The 16,080-nt window shown below is 71.8% G+C and carries 16 protein-coding genes; 5 read left to right on the forward strand and 11 right to left on the reverse strand.

What is annotated here, in order from left to right; all coding sequences use genetic code 11:
- Positions 1-19: 19 nt before the first annotated feature.
- The 6 genes from ahcY to OEY_RS0115440 all read right to left on the reverse strand — a co-directional run bounded on the left by ahcY (position 20) and on the right by OEY_RS0115440 (position 6,571).
- A complete protein-coding gene (gene ahcY / locus OEY_RS0115415) occupies positions 20-1,507 on the reverse strand; it encodes an adenosylhomocysteinase (protein WP_010594749.1) in 1,488 nt (495 codons plus the stop codon).
- Between the two features lie 58 nt (positions 1,508-1,565).
- Positions 1,566-2,228: a TetR/AcrR family transcriptional regulator gene (locus tag OEY_RS0115420; protein WP_010594750.1), complete on the reverse strand. Its 663-nt coding sequence runs from the start codon at positions 2,226-2,228 to the stop codon at positions 1,566-1,568.
- A 68-nt stretch (positions 2,229-2,296) separates the two neighbouring features.
- Positions 2,297-3,568, reverse strand: a complete 1,272-nt coding sequence (gene manA, locus OEY_RS0115425; RefSeq protein ID WP_010594751.1) for a mannose-6-phosphate isomerase, class I — start codon at positions 3,566-3,568, stop codon at positions 2,297-2,299.
- Positions 3,568-4,653: a hypothetical protein gene (locus tag OEY_RS0115430; protein WP_010594752.1), complete on the reverse strand. Its 1,086-nt coding sequence runs from the start codon at positions 4,651-4,653 to the stop codon at positions 3,568-3,570. Before OEY_RS0115430 ends, manA begins: the two co-directional genes overlap by 1 nt.
- 82 nt (positions 4,654-4,735) lie before the next feature.
- Entirely contained in the window at positions 4,736-6,103 is a 1,368-nt protein-coding gene (locus tag OEY_RS0115435; protein ID WP_010594753.1) for a phosphomannomutase/phosphoglucomutase, read from the reverse strand.
- Between the two features lie 72 nt (positions 6,104-6,175).
- Complete coding sequence (locus tag OEY_RS0115440; RefSeq protein ID WP_172603582.1) at positions 6,176-6,571, reverse strand: DUF3499 domain-containing protein; 396 nt, start codon at positions 6,569-6,571, stop codon at positions 6,176-6,178.
- A gap of 87 nt (positions 6,572-6,658) precedes the next feature.
- On the opposite strand from OEY_RS0115440, the gene OEY_RS0115445 reads away from it, so the two are divergent.
- Positions 6,659-7,153 carry a metallopeptidase family protein gene (locus tag OEY_RS0115445; protein ID WP_040272457.1) on the forward strand — a complete coding sequence of 165 codons (495 nt, stop codon included), beginning with the start codon at positions 6,659-6,661 and terminating at the stop codon, positions 7,151-7,153.
- Between the two features lie 4 nt (positions 7,154-7,157).
- On the opposite strand, the gene OEY_RS0115450 is transcribed toward OEY_RS0115445, so the two are convergent.
- On the reverse strand, positions 7,158-7,421 hold the full coding sequence (locus OEY_RS0115450; RefSeq protein ID WP_051059567.1) for a WhiB family transcriptional regulator: 264 nt from the start codon (positions 7,419-7,421) through the stop codon (positions 7,158-7,160).
- Positions 7,422-7,820: 399 nt separating this feature from the next.
- Here OEY_RS0115450 and cofD point away from each other — a divergent pair, with 399 nt between their 5' ends.
- The 3 genes from cofD to OEY_RS0115465 are packed head-to-tail and all read left to right on the forward strand — an operon-like array spanning position 7,821 to position 10,754.
- Positions 7,821-8,810, forward strand: a complete 990-nt coding sequence (cofD, locus tag OEY_RS0115455; protein ID WP_010594757.1) for a 2-phospho-L-lactate transferase — start codon at positions 7,821-7,823, stop codon at positions 8,808-8,810.
- Positions 8,807-10,189 (forward strand): coenzyme F420-0:L-glutamate ligase, encoded by a 1,383-nt coding sequence (locus tag OEY_RS0115460; protein WP_010594758.1) that lies wholly within the window; start codon positions 8,807-8,809, stop codon positions 10,187-10,189. Before cofD ends, OEY_RS0115460 begins: the two co-directional genes overlap by 4 nt.
- A gap of 1 nt (position 10,190) precedes the next feature.
- On the forward strand, positions 10,191-10,754 hold the full coding sequence (locus tag OEY_RS0115465) for an NUDIX hydrolase (protein WP_010594759.1): 564 nt from the start codon (positions 10,191-10,193) through the stop codon (positions 10,752-10,754).
- On the opposite strand, the gene OEY_RS0115470 is transcribed toward OEY_RS0115465, so the two are convergent.
- The 4 genes from OEY_RS0115470 to rfbD are packed head-to-tail and all read right to left on the reverse strand — an operon-like array spanning position 10,751 to position 14,406.
- The gene (locus OEY_RS0115470; RefSeq protein WP_010594760.1) at positions 10,751-11,506 is read right to left on the reverse strand and encodes an SGNH/GDSL hydrolase family protein; all 756 of its coding nucleotides are present in this window, start codon (positions 11,504-11,506) and stop codon (positions 10,751-10,753) included. The genes OEY_RS0115465 and OEY_RS0115470 overlap by 4 nt on opposite strands.
- Before the next feature lie 15 nt (positions 11,507-11,521).
- Complete coding sequence (locus tag OEY_RS0115475) at positions 11,522-12,607, reverse strand: sugar phosphate nucleotidyltransferase (RefSeq protein ID WP_010594761.1); 1,086 nt, start codon at positions 12,605-12,607, stop codon at positions 11,522-11,524.
- Entirely contained in the window at positions 12,604-13,509 is a 906-nt protein-coding gene (locus tag OEY_RS0115480; protein ID WP_010594762.1) for a glycosyltransferase family 2 protein, read from the reverse strand. The genes OEY_RS0115475 and OEY_RS0115480 overlap by 4 nt, the downstream gene beginning before the upstream one ends.
- Before the next feature lie 36 nt (positions 13,510-13,545).
- The gene (rfbD, locus tag OEY_RS0115485) at positions 13,546-14,406 is read right to left on the reverse strand and encodes a dTDP-4-dehydrorhamnose reductase (protein WP_010594763.1); all 861 of its coding nucleotides are present in this window, start codon (positions 14,404-14,406) and stop codon (positions 13,546-13,548) included.
- Positions 14,407-14,537: 131 nt separating this feature from the next.
- Between rfbD and OEY_RS0115490 the strand changes: the two genes are divergently transcribed.
- Positions 14,538-16,067 (forward strand): LCP family protein, encoded by a 1,530-nt coding sequence (locus OEY_RS0115490; protein WP_010594764.1) that lies wholly within the window; start codon positions 14,538-14,540, stop codon positions 16,065-16,067.
- Positions 16,068-16,080: the final 13 nt, after the last annotated feature.

Genomic DNA, 16,080 nt, shown 5'->3' on the forward strand with positions numbered 1-16,080 from the left:
TGTCCTGCGATTCCCGCGCTCAGTACCGGTAGTGCTCGGGCTTGTACGGGCCTTCGACGTCGACCCCGATGTACTCGGCCTGGTCCTTGGACAGCTTGGTCAGCTCACCACCGAGGGCCTCGACGTGGATGCGGGCGACCTTCTCGTCCAGGTGCTTGGGCAGACGGTAGACCTCGTTGTCGTACTCGTCCGGCTTGGTCCACAGCTCGATCTGGGCGATCACCTGGTTGGCGAACGAGTTGCTCATCACGAACGACGGGTGACCCGTGGCGTTGCCGAGGTTCAGCAACCGGCCCTCGGACAGCACGATGATGGAATGCCCGTCTGCAAAGCGGAACTCGTCGACCTGCGCCTTGATGTTGATGCGGGTGACGTCCGTCGCCCGCTCGAGGCCGGCCATGTCGATCTCGTTGTCGAAGTGGCCGATGTTGCCCAGGATGGCCTGGTGCTTCATGCGACGCATGTGATCGAAGGTGATGATGTCCTTGTTGCCGGTCGCGGTGATCACGATGTCGGCCTGCTCGATGAAGCCCTCGACGGTGACGACGTCGAAGCCGTCCATCAGCGCCTGCAGTGCGTTGATGGGGTCGATCTCGGTGACCGACACCCGCGCACCCTGCCCGCGCAGCGCCTCCGCGCAACCCTTGCCGACGTCGCCGTAACCGCACACCAGGGCGGCCTTGCCGCCGATGAGGACGTCGGTGCCGCGGTTGATCCCGTCGAGCAGCGAGTGCCGGGTGCCGTACTTGTTGTCGAACTTGCTCTTGGTGACCGAGTCGTTGACGTTGATCGCGGGGAACGCCAGATCGCCGCCGGCCGAGAGCTGGTACAACCGCAGCACGCCGGTGGTGGTCTCCTCGGTGACGCCGCGAATCGACTCGGCGATCGCGGTCCACTTCTTGGCGTCCTGTGCGAGGGATTCGCGCAGCAGCGCCAGGAAGACCCGGTACTCGGCGGAGTCGTGGTCCTCGTCCACCGGCGGCACCACGCCCGCCTTCTCGAACTGCGCGCCCTTGAGCACCAGCATGGTGGCGTCGCCACCGTCGTCGAGGATCATGTTGGCCGGGCGCGGGGTGCCGTCGGCGGCGGCGGGCCAGGTGAGCATCTGCTCGGCCGCCCACCAGTACTCCTCGAGCGTCTCACCCTTCCATGCGAACACCGGTACGCCCTTCGGCTCCTCCGGGGTTCCGTGCGGGCCGACGACGACCGCGGCGGCGGCGTGGTCCTGGGTCGAGAAGATGTTGCACGAGGCCCAGCGCACCTCGGCGCCGAGGGCGACGAGCGTCTCGATCAGCACGGCCGTCTGCACCGTCATGTGCAGCGAGCCGGAGATCCGCGCACCCTTCAGCGGCAGCACCTCCGCGTACTCGCGGCGCAACGCCATCAGACCGGGCATCTCGTGCTCGGCCAGCCGGATCTCCTTGCGGCCGAATTCGGCGAGGGACAGATCGGCGACCTTGAAGTCGATCCCGTTCCGCTGGTCGGCCACGAGCTTGTTGTCGGACACGTGAGGATGCCTCTCCTGTTGGCAGTCGGTTCTGCCAACAGGCTATACAACTCGCTGTTCAGTCGCGCCGGGCGGAGCGATCGATGAACGGGCCGAGCAGCTCGGCCAGGTCCGCGGCGACGTCCCGGTCGGACTCGGGCGGCATGGAGATGTAGCTCATCGCGACGCGCACGATCGCCCGCCCCAGGATGCCCGCATCCGCCGCGGACGCCTGTACCCAGCTGCGCTGGAAGGTCTCCGAGAGCCGAGCGGAGGCCCGCTCGATGAGCGGCGCCGCGTCCGTGGTGATCAGCCGCAGCAGATCCGGCTTGGCCTCGCCGCGCAGCAGGGACTGGATCAGCGGGTCGGCACTGCTCTCGACGAAGAACGAGGTGAACCCCTCGACGAGGGCGGGGCGCGCCTGTCCCACGTGGGTGTAGATCGCGTCGTCGACGGCGTCGACGAACTGATCGACCAGGCGCAGTGCGTACGCCTGAGCGAGGCCCTGCCGCGACGAGAACTCGTTGTACAGGGTCTGCCGGCTCACGCCCGCACCCCGCGCGACGTCCGTCATGGTGATCGCGGACCAGTCACGGGCGGTGAGCAGGTCCCGCATGGCATCGAGCACCGAATTGCGCAGCAGCATCCGGCTGGCCTCGTGGAACGGTACGCGCTGCCGGTCTTCGGGTTCCCCGGCTCGCGGAGGCTCCCCGGCGGTGGCGGATTCGTGCACGATCGACATGCCGCGACGGTTTCACGCGGGGCCGATCCCGTCAACACGAGCGTCCGTCGCCGCCGGGCCGGTCCACGTCAGTCGACGGGGATGCCCGTCTCCGCCAACCGGGCGCGGAACAGCTGCGCCGGCCCGCCGGCGGCGCGCACCGTGACGGCCGGGTCGGACGCGGAGAGCCAGACCGCCTGCCCGGCCGCCAGCTGCAGGGTCCGCCCCTCGCATTCCACGCCGGCGGACCCGGAGGTGCACAGCAGGATCTGCGGACCGCACGGCGGCAGCGCGACGCCGTCCGGCGCCGCACCCGAGCCGGGGGCGAGATCGATCCGCGACAGGGCGAACTCCGGGGCAGGAGTCCGGTAGCGCACCTCCCCCGGGCCGGCCGGCTCGGGCTCGAGGATCGGCACGTCCACGGGCCGGAAATCGAGCACTCGCAGCAGCTCCGGCACGTCGACGTGTTTCGGCGTGAGTCCGCCGCGCAGCACGTTGTCCGAGTTGGCCATGATCTCGACGGCCATGCCGTGCAGGTACGCGTGCAGGTTCCCCGCTGCGAGGAACAGGCCCTGTCCCGGCTCGAGGGTGATCCGGTTGAGCAGGACCGCGGCGAGTACGCCCGCGTCGCCGGGATAGAACTCGGCGAGCTGCAGCACTGTCCGCACTTCCTCGGCGAACGGGGCTACGCCGTCGCCGTTGTGCGTCGCCAGGTAGGTCACGCAGCCGTCGAGTACCCGCGGCAGCAGGGCCGACAGCACCGACTGCGGGAGGGTGATCCAGATGGTGAACAGCGCCCGCAGGCCGTCGGAGTCGGGTTGCCCGGCGAGCAGCCCGACGTACGGATCGAGTTCGGGTACCTCGAGGGCGGCGAGCAGCTCGACGGTGCGGTGCGGATCCCGGAAGCCGGCGAGCGCCTCGAACCGGGTGAGGGCGACGACGAGCTCGGGCTTGTGGCTCGCATCGCGGTAGTTCCGCACCGGCGACTCCAGGGGCAGGCCCGCGGCCTCTTCCCGGGCGAAGCCCTCGGCAGCCTGTTCGGCACTCGGATGCGCCTGCAGCGACAGTGGTTCCTCGGCGGCGAGCAACTTGAGCAGGAACGGCAGCCGCGGCCCGAACCGGCTCAGTGTCGCCGGCCCGAGATGCCCACCCGGGTCGGCCTCGAGGACATCGAGCAGGGAGGTGCCCCCACCCGGGCCGTCACCGTTGGTGCTCACCACCCGCGCCGGGTCTGCGGGGTGCGCACCCAGCCACAGTTCCGCCTCCGGATGAGCGGACGGCACCGTCCGGCCGCACAGTGCCGCGATCGCGGTGCGCGAACCCCAGGCATACGAACGCAGCGCACCTTCGAGTCGGAGCACTACCGACCACCGACCAACCGCAGATAGGCAGCGGCCATCTCGAATCGCACGGCCAGCACCGCCACCTGCTCCGGCACCGACGGCACCGCTTTCGCCTCGAACTCCCCCACCACCGATACCAACTCCATGTCCGGCAGCGCTGCCGCGCGCCGCTCCGCCTGCCGCCGATCTTCCTCCACACTCACCACGAACACCCGCGCCGGGGGTGCGGGCACCGGCCCGTCGAGCTGTTCGTCGTGGAAGAACGGATCGTACGACTCCCCACCCGCCGGGGGTATCGCGACGAGCCGGTCCCGTGCGGCGAGAACGTCCGGCAACGCCGCCGCCGCGGCGATCACGCCGGCCACCTGCAGCAGGGACTCCCCCGCGTGCCGGGCCAGCGCGGCCGTCACCGCCGAGTCACCCGCCAGGGCGACCCGCCGGGACTGGATGCGGGCGGCGAGCGCCTTCGCCGGGTTCCGGAACACCTCACTGCCAGGCTGGTCGCGGCCGGCTTCGCCGTCGGCCGAGTCGGCGAGATCGGCCAGCGGGGGAACCGCGCCTGCCGTGCGGGTGGCCTCCATCGCCGCCACCACCGCGAGGAACACCGCCAGGTGCCGTAGGAGCGAGTACGCCACCGGCACCCGGATCCGCGGCGGCAGCAGCATCGCCCGGCCCGCCGCCGCCGCCCGGATCGGTCCCTCGTCCGGGGCGTCGACGACCACCTCGGCGCCGCGCCGCAGGGCCGCGGCGACCGATTCGACGAGCTGGGGGTCGCCGGCGTCGTCACCGGCCACGACGACGACGTCGAGCGGGCCGACCCAGGGCGGGGTGACGGGGGCCGTGACCAGCGGCACGGCCGAGCGCGCCGCGAGCATCGCGACGACCAGCTCGCCCGCGCGGGCCGCGCGCGCGTCGCCGCACACGAGCACCACGCTGCGCGGGTGCAGGCCGTGCAGGCGATCGAGGATCTGCTCGTCGACGGCCGCGGCGGTGGCGCGGATCTGTGCCCCGCCGAGCGCGGCGAATCGCAGGATCCCGTCGACGTCGGCGTCGATCAGGGCACCGGTGTCGTCCAAGTCGAGGATCGAAGAGGGAGCCGTCATGGCTGCGCCACCGTCCTTCCGACTCGCACCGACCCGGGACCGCGCCCCGGGATCTCGATTATCCCCGCCACGGATAATTCCGTCACGCGCGCACGATGGCCAGGATTTCCCTCACCAGCGCGTCGACCTGCTCGGCCGTGCGGGCCTCGACGTTGAGCCGCAGCAGGGGCTCGGTGTTGGAGGCCCGCAGGTTGAACCAGGCACCGTCGGTGAGATCGACGGTCACGCCGTCGAGCCGGTCGACGGCTTCGGCACGGTCGCCGAAGGCCTCGAGCACGGCGGCGGTGCGCTCCGTGGCGTCGTCGACGGTGGAGTTGATCTCCCCGGACGCGGCGTACCGGTCGTATTCGCGCATCAGCTCGGACAGGGGCCGGTCCTGGCCACCGAGCGCGGCGAGCACGTGCAGGGCCGCGAGCATGCCCGAGTCCGCGCCCCAGAAGTCGCGGAAGTAGTAGTGCGCCGAGTGCTCGCCGCCGAACACGGCCCCCGTCTCGGCCATCTGCTGCTTGATGAACGAGTGCCCGACGCGGGTGCGGACGGGCTTGCCCCCGAGCTCGGTGACCAGCTCCGGCACCGCGCGGGACGTGATGAGATTGTGGATGATCGTCGATCCGGGTTCCTTCGCGAGTTCGCGCGAGGCCACCAGCGCGGTGACCGCCGACGGCGTGACCGGCTCACCACGCTCGTCGACGACGAAGCAGCGGTCGGCGTCACCGTCGAACGCGAGGCCGAGGTCGGCCCCCGAGTCGCGCACCAGCTTCTGCAGGTCCACCAGGTTGGCGGGATCGAGCGGATTGGCCTCGTGGTTGGGGAAGGTTCCGTCGAGTTCGAAGTACAGCGGCACGAGGTCGATCGGGAGCGCGCCGAACACCGCGGGCACCGTGTGCCCGCCCATGCCGTTGCCGGCGTCGACGGCGACCTTCAGCGGGCGCATCGCGGACAGGTCCACCAGGGAGCGGACGAACGCGGCGTAGTCGGCCAGCACGTCCCGCTCGGTGACGGCGCCGGGGGCTCCGTCGAAGTCCGGGACGCCGGCGACGAGTTCGGCCGCGATGGTGGCGAGCCCGGTCTCCTGTCCGACCGGCTTGGCCCCGGCCCGGCACAGCTTGATGCCGTTGTAGCGCGCCGGGTTGTGGCTCGCGGTGAACATGGCGCCCGGAGCCTCGAGGATCCCGGACGCGAAGTACAGCTGGTCGGTGGAGGCCAGGCCGATGTGGACGACGTCGAGCCCCTGGGCGGTGACGCCGGCGGCGAAGGCCTGGGACAGCTCCGGGGACGAGGCGCGCATGTCGTGCCCGATCACGATGCGGGTGGCGCCGCCGTCACGCATCAGGCGGGCGAAGGAGGCTCCGACGTCCCGGACGAATCCGGCGTCGAGCTGTTCTCCCACCAGGCCACGCACGTCGTACGCCTTGACCACGGCGGACACGGACTCGGCAGTTCTCGCCACTGTTGCTGCTCCTGATCGTCGACTGGCGCCGCCGCCTCCGCGGCGGGGCACGGTCAGCCTAGTGCGCGACGATCAGGACGTGGGATCGGGCAACACGCGCAGATGACCACGCCGGCCGGTGCGGGCGGTAGGGGGTGCGGCCAGCGCCGGGGGGACACCGGAATCGGTGTCGTCGGAGTCGGTGCGGCCCCGCTCGCCGAGCCCGGCTTCGCGTACCGCCTCGGCCAGGGCGGTCAGGTCGTCCTCGTCCGGGGTACCGGCGGTGAAGGCACCTTCGTACCGGACCAGTTCCCACCCCTTCGGTGCGGTGATCCGCGAGCCGTGCGATTCGCACAGATCCCACGAGTGGGGCTCGGCGACCGTCGCCAGGGGCCCGACGACTGCGGTGGAGTCCGAGTACACGTAGGTCAGCGTCGCAACAGCAGGGTTCTTGCACCCAGGCCGGCAGCATCGACGCAGTGATCTCACAGTCGGAGAGTAGCGCGCCGTGCGCTCCGGGACTATCCGGACACACCGGAGAACCGGGTACGGATTTGCGTGTCGTACTGTCCAGGCATGCCCCGATCGCGCCGTCCCAGACCCGTGACGTCCCGCTCGGTCGCGCGTCGCGGCCGTGGTGTGCGCGGCCCGCTGTTCCCGCACGAGGTGCCGGCGTGGCGCTCGCGCGCGGAGAAGTTCGATCTACTCGTGCTGGGGGCCTTCGCCCCGATCGACGCGCAGTGGCACGACCGGCTGACCAAACTCGACATCGCCGTCGACGAGGTGCCCAAGATCCGCGCCCTCGACCCGGACTCGGTGACCTGGCCGTCGGAGGTGGTCGCGGACGGCCCGGTGCCGTTGTCGCGGCTCGTCCCGGCGGGGATCGACCGGCGTGGCGCGGCGACGCGGGCCCGGATCGTGCTCTTCCGCCGCCCGCTCGAACTGCGGGCGAAGGATCCCGAGGATCTCACCGACCTGGTGCACGACGTCCTCGTACACCAGGTCGCGACGTACCTCGGCGTCGAGCCCGAGGTCGTCGACCCCGAACTCGGTGGCTTCGACGAGGACTGACGCCTCAGACGATGCCGCGCTTGAGGCGTCGCCGCTCGCGCTCCGACAGACCGCCCCAGATGCCGAAGCGTTCGTCGTTGGCCAGCGCGTATTCGAGACATTCGTCCCGGACCTCGCACCCCAAGCAGATCCGCTTCGCCTCCCGGGTCGATCCCCCCTTCTCGGGGAAGAACGCCTCGGGATCCGTCTGCGCGCACAACGCGCGTTCCTGCCACTGTTCGTCGACACCGTCGGACGGGTCGCCGAAACCATCGATCAGACTGAGCACGGGCCGCGCGGACGCGTCCCCCCCGATGCCGTCGATGTCCCGGACGTCCTCGCCTGCCGTGCCGATGCCTGCAGTGTCGATCCGAGAGCTCTCGAACCATTCGCGCTCGTCGGCCATCGTTCGCCTCCTCACCTGCAGCGCTGCAACTCTCGTCGAAACCGGCCCACTCCGCGCCATTCCGATCGAACATGCGTTCGAATACAGTTCACCCCAACCGATCTCGGCTCCGGTTCACTGGAAATGACACTTATGTGATTAGACACGTGGGGCGTGTCGCGGTCAAGCCGAGCGGTGCCGCTGCCTTACCATCCGGGGTTCTCCTCCGCGCCGCTGCGCACCTGCCGCCCGGGCGCGCAGGCACCCCGGCAGCTCTCGCGGCACACCGCCTACGCTTGCCCTGTGAACGTGACTGTATTGGTCGGCGGCGTCGGAGGTGCGCGTTTTCTCACCGGCGTGCGCCGGCTCCTCGGCATCGAACCCGGCCGCGACCTCGACCCCGACGCCGCGCACCGGGTGACCGCGATCGTCAACATCGGCGACGACGTCTGGATGCACGGGCTGCGGATCTGCCCCGACCTGGACACGTGCATGTACACCCTCGGCGGCGGGATCGACGCCGAACGCGGATGGGGCCGGGCCGACGAGACCTGGCACGCGAAGGAGGAGCTGGCGGCGTACGGCGCCACCCCGGACTGGTTCGGCCTCGGCGATCGCGACATCGCGACCCACCTGCTGCGCACCCAGTTGCTGAGCGCCGGGTACCCGCTCTCGGCCGTGACCGAGGCGCTGTGCGACCGCTGGAAGCCCGGCGTCACCCTCCTCCCGGTCTCCGACGACCGCAGCGAGACCCACGTCGTCATCACCGATCCGGTCGACGGCGAGCAGCGCGCCGTGCACTTCGAAGAATGGTGGGTCCGGCACCGCGCCCAGGTTCCCACGCACAGCTTCGCGCACATCGGCGCCGAGAAGGCCGCCCCCGCCCCGGGCGTGCTCGCGGCGATCGAATCGGCGGATGCGGTGATCCTCGCTCCCTCCAACCCGGTGGTCAGCATCGGCGCGATCCTCGCGATCCCGGGACTGCGCGGCGCGCTGCGCACCACGTCCGCGCGGATCGTCGGCCTGTCGCCGGTGATCGACGGAAAACCGTTGCGCGGCATGGCCGACGCCTGCCTCGGCGTGATCGGAGTCGAGACCACCGCTCAGGGGGTGGGACGGCACTACGGGGCCCGCAGCGGCGCCGGCCTGCTCGACGGCTGGCTGATCCACTCCACCGACACCGCCGACGTGCCCGGCGTCGAGGTGCGCAGCGTGCCGCTGCTCATGACCGATCCCGACGCGACAGCCGAAATGGCTCGCGCCGCACTCGAACTGGCAGGAGTGACGCTGTGACTACGCCCTCCGACACGGCCGTCGGCACCGCCGCCGGAGTGCGCGACCACTCCCCCGGGCGGCCGATCGAGATCCGCCCGGTGCCGGGCCTGCCCGAGTTCCGGCCCGGCGACGACCTCGCCGCCGCACTGGCCGACGCCGCCCCCTGGCTCGCCGACGGGGACGTCCTCGTCGTCACCAGCAAGATCTTCTCCAAGGTCGAGGGCCGCATCGTGGACTCCCCCACCGACCCCGACGCCCGCGACGCGCTCCGGCGCCGCCTCGTCGACCAGGAGGCGGTGCGCGTGCTCGCGCGCAAGGGACGCACCCTGATCACCGAGAACCGGCTCGGGATCGTGCAGGCCGCCTCCGGGATCGACGGCTCGAACGTCGCCGCCTCCGAACTCGCCCTGCTGCCCGAGGATCCGGATGCGAGCGCCGCGGCACTGCGCGAGCGTCTGCGGACACTGCTCGGCGTGAGCGTCGCGGTGGTCGTCACCGACACGATGGGCCGGGCCTGGCGCGTCGGCCAGACCGACGCGGCGATCGGGGCGGCCGGTATCCCGGTCCTGCACGAGTACGCGGGATCTCGTGACGGACAGGGCAACGAACTGTTCGTCACCTCCGTGGCCGTCGCCGACGAGATCGCGGCCGCGGGCGACCTCGTCAAGGGCAAGCTGGGCGGGGTTCCGGTCGCGGTGATCCGTGGCCTCGACCTGCCCGACAACGGTTCCACCGCCCAGCAACTCATCCGCCGCGGCGAGGACGACCTGTTCTGGCTCGGCACCGCCGAGGCACTCGAGTCCGGCCGCCGCGAGGCGCTGTTGCTGCGCCGGTCGGTGCGGGAATTCTCCTCGGAACCGGTCGATCCCGAAGACCTGCGCGAGGCCGTCGCCGAGGCCCTCACCGCTCCGGCGCCGCACCACACCCACCCGGTGCGGTTCGTCTGGGTCCGCACCGAGCAGGTGCGCCGCCGGCTGCTCGACCGCATGCGCGAGCGTTGGGCCGCCGATCTCGCCGGCGACGGGCTCGCCCCGGCGGCGATCGACCGACGGGTGGGCCGCGGTGCCATCCTCTACGACGCGCCCGAGGTGGTGATCCCGTTCTGGGTTCCCGACGGCGCCCACCGCTACCCCGACGCCCGGCGTACCGCCGCCGAGGCCACGATGTTCACCGTCGCCGCCGGCGCCGCCGTACAGGGGCTGCTGGTCTCGCTCGCCGTCCGCGGGCTCGGCAGCTGCTGGATCGGGTCGACGATCTTCGCCCCGGACGTCGTGCGGCGTGAACTCGGCCTGCCCGCGGACTGGTCGCCGCTCGGCGCGATCGCGGTCGGACATCCCCTCGAGCCGGCGACGCCGCGCGTCGCCCCCGCGGCCGGCGACCTGCTGCTGGAGCTGTGAGGTGAGCGCGTCCACACTGCACGCCTCGGCCGTCGACCGGCTGCGGGCCTGGCGGACCGATTCGGCGGACGCGGAGTCGCTGCGGCACACCATGTTGGCGTTTCTCGACGCCGCACCCGAGGGATGTCTGCGCCGGCACGTTCCCGGCCACGTCACCGCGTCGTCGCTCGTGCTCGATGCCGACCGTCGGCACGTGCTGCTCACCCTCCATCCCCGGGTGGGACGGTGGATCCAGCTCGGCGGGCACTGCGAGGAATCCGACGAGACGGTCGTCGACGCGGCGCTGAGGGAGGCGACCGAGGAGTCCGGAATCGAGGATCTGACCATCGATCCGGAACTGCTCTCGGCGCACACCCACCCGATCACCTGCTCGCTCGGTCGCCCGACCCGGCATCTCGACCTGCGGTTCCTCGTCGTCGCGCCACCGGGGGCCGTACCCGTCCGGAGCACGGAATCGACGGACCTGCGGTGGTGGCCCGTCGATGCGCTACCGCCCGAGGCCGAGCACGACACCCTCGGGCACCTGCTCGGCCTCGCCGGCGCACGCGTCCGGGCGGCCGGCTAGACCGGCTGCAACGTGGGGCGTTTCGGCGCGATACCGTCCCCGGAGGACGTGCCGCGCAGACGCCGCCCGACCCAGGGAATCAGGAACTCCCGCGCCCACCGGCGGTCCTCGGCCCGCTTCGCCGCGGACACCACCGGCGCGGCCTCGAACTCGGTCGGAGTGAGCGTGTGTGCCGCACCGAGGAGATCGAGCACGCGGATCGCCATGTTCCGGTGGCCGGCCGACGACATGTGGAGCCGGTCGAAATCCCACATCCGCAGGTCGCGGTACTCCGCGAAACGCCAGAAGTCGACGATCGTCGCGCCGTGCCGGTCGGCGATCTCCCGGACGAGCTCGTTGTAGACGGCCCAGCGTCCGCGCAGGATCCGGAACACCGGCGCCCAGCTGCCGTCGTAGGCCGTCCACACGAGCACCCGGGCACCCGTCGCGGCGAGCTTGCCGATCGCCTCGTCGTACTCGGCGGCCAGCGCGTCGAGATCGAGCTTGGGGCGCATGAGGTTGTTGCCGCCGGCATAGATCGTCACCAGGTCGGGCCGCATCGCCACTGCCACGTCGAGCTGCTGGTCGAGGATCGGGCGCAGCAGTCGTCCGCGCACGGCGAGATTGGCGTATCCGAATTCCGGATTGTCGCGGGCGAGTTCCTCGGCGACGAGATCCGCCCAGCCCCGCAACCCGTTGGGCCGGGCCGGATCCGGGTCCCCGACGCCTTCGGTGAACGAATCCCCCAGTGCCACATATCGTTCGAACTTCATCGCAGATCCCCCGCGCTATACGTCGGTGCTGAAACGGATCCCGCCGTCGGGAATCTGCACCCCGGGCCAGACCCGGGCGCCGCGCAGCAGCTCGCAGCGCGCCCCGATGTCGGCGCCGTCGCCGATGACGCCGTCGCGGATCAGGGCGCGGGGGCCGACGCGGACGCCGAATCCGATGATGGACCGCTCGATCACCGCACCGGCCTCGACCCGCGCGCCGTCGAAGATCACCGCACCGTCCAGACGTGCGCCGGCGCCGATCTCGGCGCCGCGGCCGACGACCGTGCCCCCGATCAGCAGGGCGCCGGGCGCGACGGAGGCACCGGGATGGACGAGCGATTCGCCGCGCTGGCCACCCAGGGCGGGCGACGGCGCGATGCCGCGCACCAGGTCGGCCGAGCCGCGGACGAAGTCCTCCGGCGTGCCCATGTCCCGCCAGTAGGCCGCATCGACGTGCCCGTACACCCGCCTGCCCTCCGCCAGCAGGGACGGGAAGACCTCACGTTCGACGGACACCGGACGACCCTCGGGGATCGACTCGATGATCTCGCGCTTGAAGACGTAACAGCCGGCGTTGATCTGGTCCGTCGGCGGATCCTGCGTCTTCTCCAGGAACGCGGTCACCCGGCCTTCCTCGTCGGTGGGCACGCACCCGAACGCGCGCGGGTCGCCGACACGCACCAGGTGCAGGGTCACGTCGGCGTCGGTGCGCAGGTGTGTGTCGAGCACCGCGCCGAGGTCCGTTCCCCCGAGAACGTCACCGTTGAAGACCATGACGTTGTCGGCCCGCAACCGGGGCAGGACGTTGCGGATGCCGCCGCCGGTGCCCAGCGGCTCGGCCTCGGTGACGTACTCGATCTCGAGTCCCAGTTCCGAGCCGTCACCGAAGTAGTCCTCGAAGACCTCCGCCTTGAACGAGGTACCGAGCACCACGTGCTTGATGCCGGCCGCGCGGATACGGGTGAGCAGATGCGTCAGGAACGGCACGCCGGCGGTGGGCAGCATCGGCTTCGGCGCGGACAGCGTCAGCGGCCGCAGCCGGGTTCCCTGCCCGCCCACCAGGATCACCGCATCGGTGTGCGGCGCAGCATCGTTCGTCATCGTGTCCCCTGTTCCGTGGTGTTACCCGCCTCGGCCGTCCGCGCCCGTTCGCGCGCCGCCGCGGCCACCGACATCCTCGACCGGGCGGCGAGCCCGACCCGCAGCGTCCATCGCAGCGGCGCCTGCCACCGATGCGGGTGCCGGTCCGCCTGGAACCGGTAGGCGCTCTCGTGGTGGGCCGGCAGCATGAGCTCCGGATGCCGGCCGGCAGCGTGCCCTTTCGCGTGCGTGACCTCCGCCGAGGGCACGTACACGTTGAGCCAGCCCGCCCGGCCGAACCGGTCGCCGAGATCGACATCCTCCATGTACATGAAATAGCGCGAGTCGAAGCCGTCGACCGCATCGAACGCCGCCCGCCGCACCAGCAGGCACGAGCCGGACAACCACCCCACCGCCCGTTCCGACACGGTCTCGTTCTCCTGCCGGTACCGCCGCGTCCACGGGTTCTTCGGCCACACCGTGCCGAGCAACGCGTGCCCCGCGCCGGAGACCAGCCCGGGCACCGATCGCGCCGACGGATAGACGGTGCCGTCGGGCTCGTGGATCAGCGGGCCCAGGGACGCGGCCCGCGGCCAGCGACGCGCCCCCTCGAGCAGCCGGTCCAGCGACCCGGGTCCCCAGCGCACGTCGGGATTGGCGACGACGACGAACTCCTCCGCCGGGTCGACCTCCGCGACGGCCCGGTTCACGGCACCGCCGTAGCCGATGTTGCCGCCGGTGTGCAGCAGCCGCACGTTCGGGTGCCGCGCCGCGGCCTCTTCCGGAGAGCCGTCGGTGGACCCGTTGTCCGCCAGGATCACCCGGGTGGGCAGGTTCGTCGCGCCGGTCAGCGAGGTCAGGAAGTGCTCCAGATGCTCACCGGGCGAGTAGGTCACCGTCACCACGGTCAGCGTCGAACTCACGCCGTCACCTTAGCCGCCGGCCTCGGCCGCGCCGAATCACGCCCGGGTCCGCAGTGCGCCGATCGCGGCCCGCAGTGCCGGCCGCCACGGCCGGAGCGGCGTCAGCCCGGCCGCGGCCCATGCGCTGCCGTCGAGGACGGAGTACGCCGGACGAGGCGCGGGGCGCACGAACTCGTCGCTGCCGCACGGCTGCACCCGGCCCGGGTCGGCACCCGCCTCGGCGAACACCGCACGAGCGAGGTCGAACCAGCTGGCCTCCCCGGAGTTCGTCGCGTGCAGGACCCCGCCGGGCACCGCACCCGCGCGGGCGGCGAGTTCGAGGATCCCGTCGGCGAGATCGGCGGCGTAGGTGGGGCAGCCCACCTGGTCGTCGACGACGCGCACCGTGTCGCGTTCGCGTTCGAGCCGGAGCATGGTGGCGACGAAGTCGTTGCCGTCACCGGTGTAGAGCCACGCGGTGCGCACCACGTGGGCGCTCGGCAGCCGGTCGAGCACCGCCCGCTCCCCGGCGAGCTTGGTCCGCCCGTAGACGGTGCGCGGCCCGGTCGGATCGCCGACCCGGTACGGGCGGTTCCCGTCGCCGGCGAACACGTAGTCGGTGGACACGTGGATCAGGTGGGCGCCGGCTGCGGCGCACGCGGCGGCCAGGTTGGCCGGGCCGTGCTCGTTGACCGCGGCGGCGTCCTCGGGATGCGTCTCGGCCGCGTCGACCGCGGTGTAGGCGGCGCAGTTGAGCACGACGGCGCCGGGCTCGACGAGCGCGGCGACCGCGCCGGGATCGGTGATGTCCGCCTCCTCCGACCCGGCGCCCCGGATCCGGAGGCCGGCCGCGGCGCCGCGGGCGAGCAGGTGACGGCCCAGTTGTCCGCGGGCTCCGGTGACGAGAACGGTCTGCACGGGCACGAGTGTGGCATGCCCCGGCGGCTGTCACCCGGTACGAGCCGGGCACGCCGCGGCGGGTGCCACAAGGGCCGCCGTCACGGCAGTAGCCTGGGTGCGACCCCGACGCCCGACGAGAGGACCGCCAGGTGCCGCCAGAACCGCCCACACGCCGAGCTCCGGCGCGCGACGCGGGGGGAGGATCGGGGGTCCTGCGCGGGCGGCCGCTGCGGATCGCCGTCGCCGTCGCCGCGGCGCTCACCCTGGTCGCCACCGGCGTCGCGTGGCGCGGTATCGATTCGCTGCGTTCCTCCCTCGCCACCGTGGGTGGGCTCACCCTGGGCGACGGCCGGGACGGCGCCCTCGACATCCTCCTGGTGGGCACCGACAGCCGCACCGACGCCCACGGCAATCCGCTGTCCCAGCGCGAACTCGACGCGCTGCGGGCCGGCGAGGAGGTGGCGAACAACACCGACACGATCATCCTGATCCGGGTGCCGCTCGACGGCACCTCGGCGACCGCCATCTCGATCCCCCGCGACACCTACGTCGAGGTGCCCGACATCGGCATGTCGAAGATCAATGCCGCGTTCGGCGCCACCAAGGAGACCGAGCGGCTGCGACTCGTCGAGGCGGGCGAGTCCGACGCGGCCGCCGAGAAGGCGGCCACGCAGGCAGGCCGGGAGGCGCTGGTCGAGTCGGTCGCCGACCTGACCGGCGTCACCGTCGACCACTATGCCGAGGTCGGTCTGCTCGGGTTCGTGCTGCTCACCGATGCCGTCGGCGGCGTCGACGTCTGCCTGAACAACGCGGTCGACGAGCCGCTGTCCGGGGCGAACTTCCCCGCCGGCGAGCAGACCCTCGACGGCGCGGACGCTCTGAGTTTCGTCCGGCAGCGCCACGACCTGCCGCGCGGGGACCTGGACCGGATCGTGCGGCAGCAGGTGTTCATGGCGTCGCTCGTGCAGAAGGTGCTCAGCGCGAAGACGCTGAGCAACCCGTCCAAGCTGAACCAGCTCAGCGCGGCCGTGCAGCGGTCGGTGGTCCTCGATTCCGACTGGGACATCCTCGATCTGGCCACCCGGATGCAGGACCTGGCCGGCGGCGCCGTGCAGTTCTCGACGATCCCCGTCCAGGACCTCAACGCGATGACCGACTACGGCGAATCCGTGGTGCAGGTGGATCCGGAGGAGGTGCGCAGCTTCGTCGCCGACCTCGTCGATCCGGGCGACGGCGGGTCGCAGGCCACGACGGATCCGGCACCGGACGTCGAGGCCGGCACGATCACGGTGGACGTCGCCAACGCCGGCGGCGTCGCCGGTCTGGCCTCCCGCGTGGCGGCCGCGCTCGTCGGTGACGGCTTCGTCGAGGGTGGTGTGGGCAACCACACCGGCCGCGCAGTGGACGAGTCGACGGTCTTCGCCGCCGACCCCCGGTCCGACCAGGCGCGTGCCGTCGCGGCGGCACTCGGCGGCCTGGCGACCGCCGCCGACCCGGCGCTCGACGCCGACACGGTGCGGGTGGTGCTCACCGAGGACTACACGGGTCCGGGCGCGGACGCGAGCGTCACCTCCGTGGCCTCCGGCTCGGAACTCGTGAGCGCCGGGGCCACCCCGACGTCCGTTCCGCCCGGCCCGCCGATCGATGCCGGCTCCACCGGCCCCCGCTGTGTGAACTGACGAACGAGGACAC

It is taken from the genome of Rhodococcus sp. P14 (assembly GCF_000256505.1).
In the GTDB taxonomy this organism is placed as follows: Bacteria; Actinomycetota; Actinomycetes; order Mycobacteriales; family Mycobacteriaceae; genus Rhodococcus; species Rhodococcus ruber.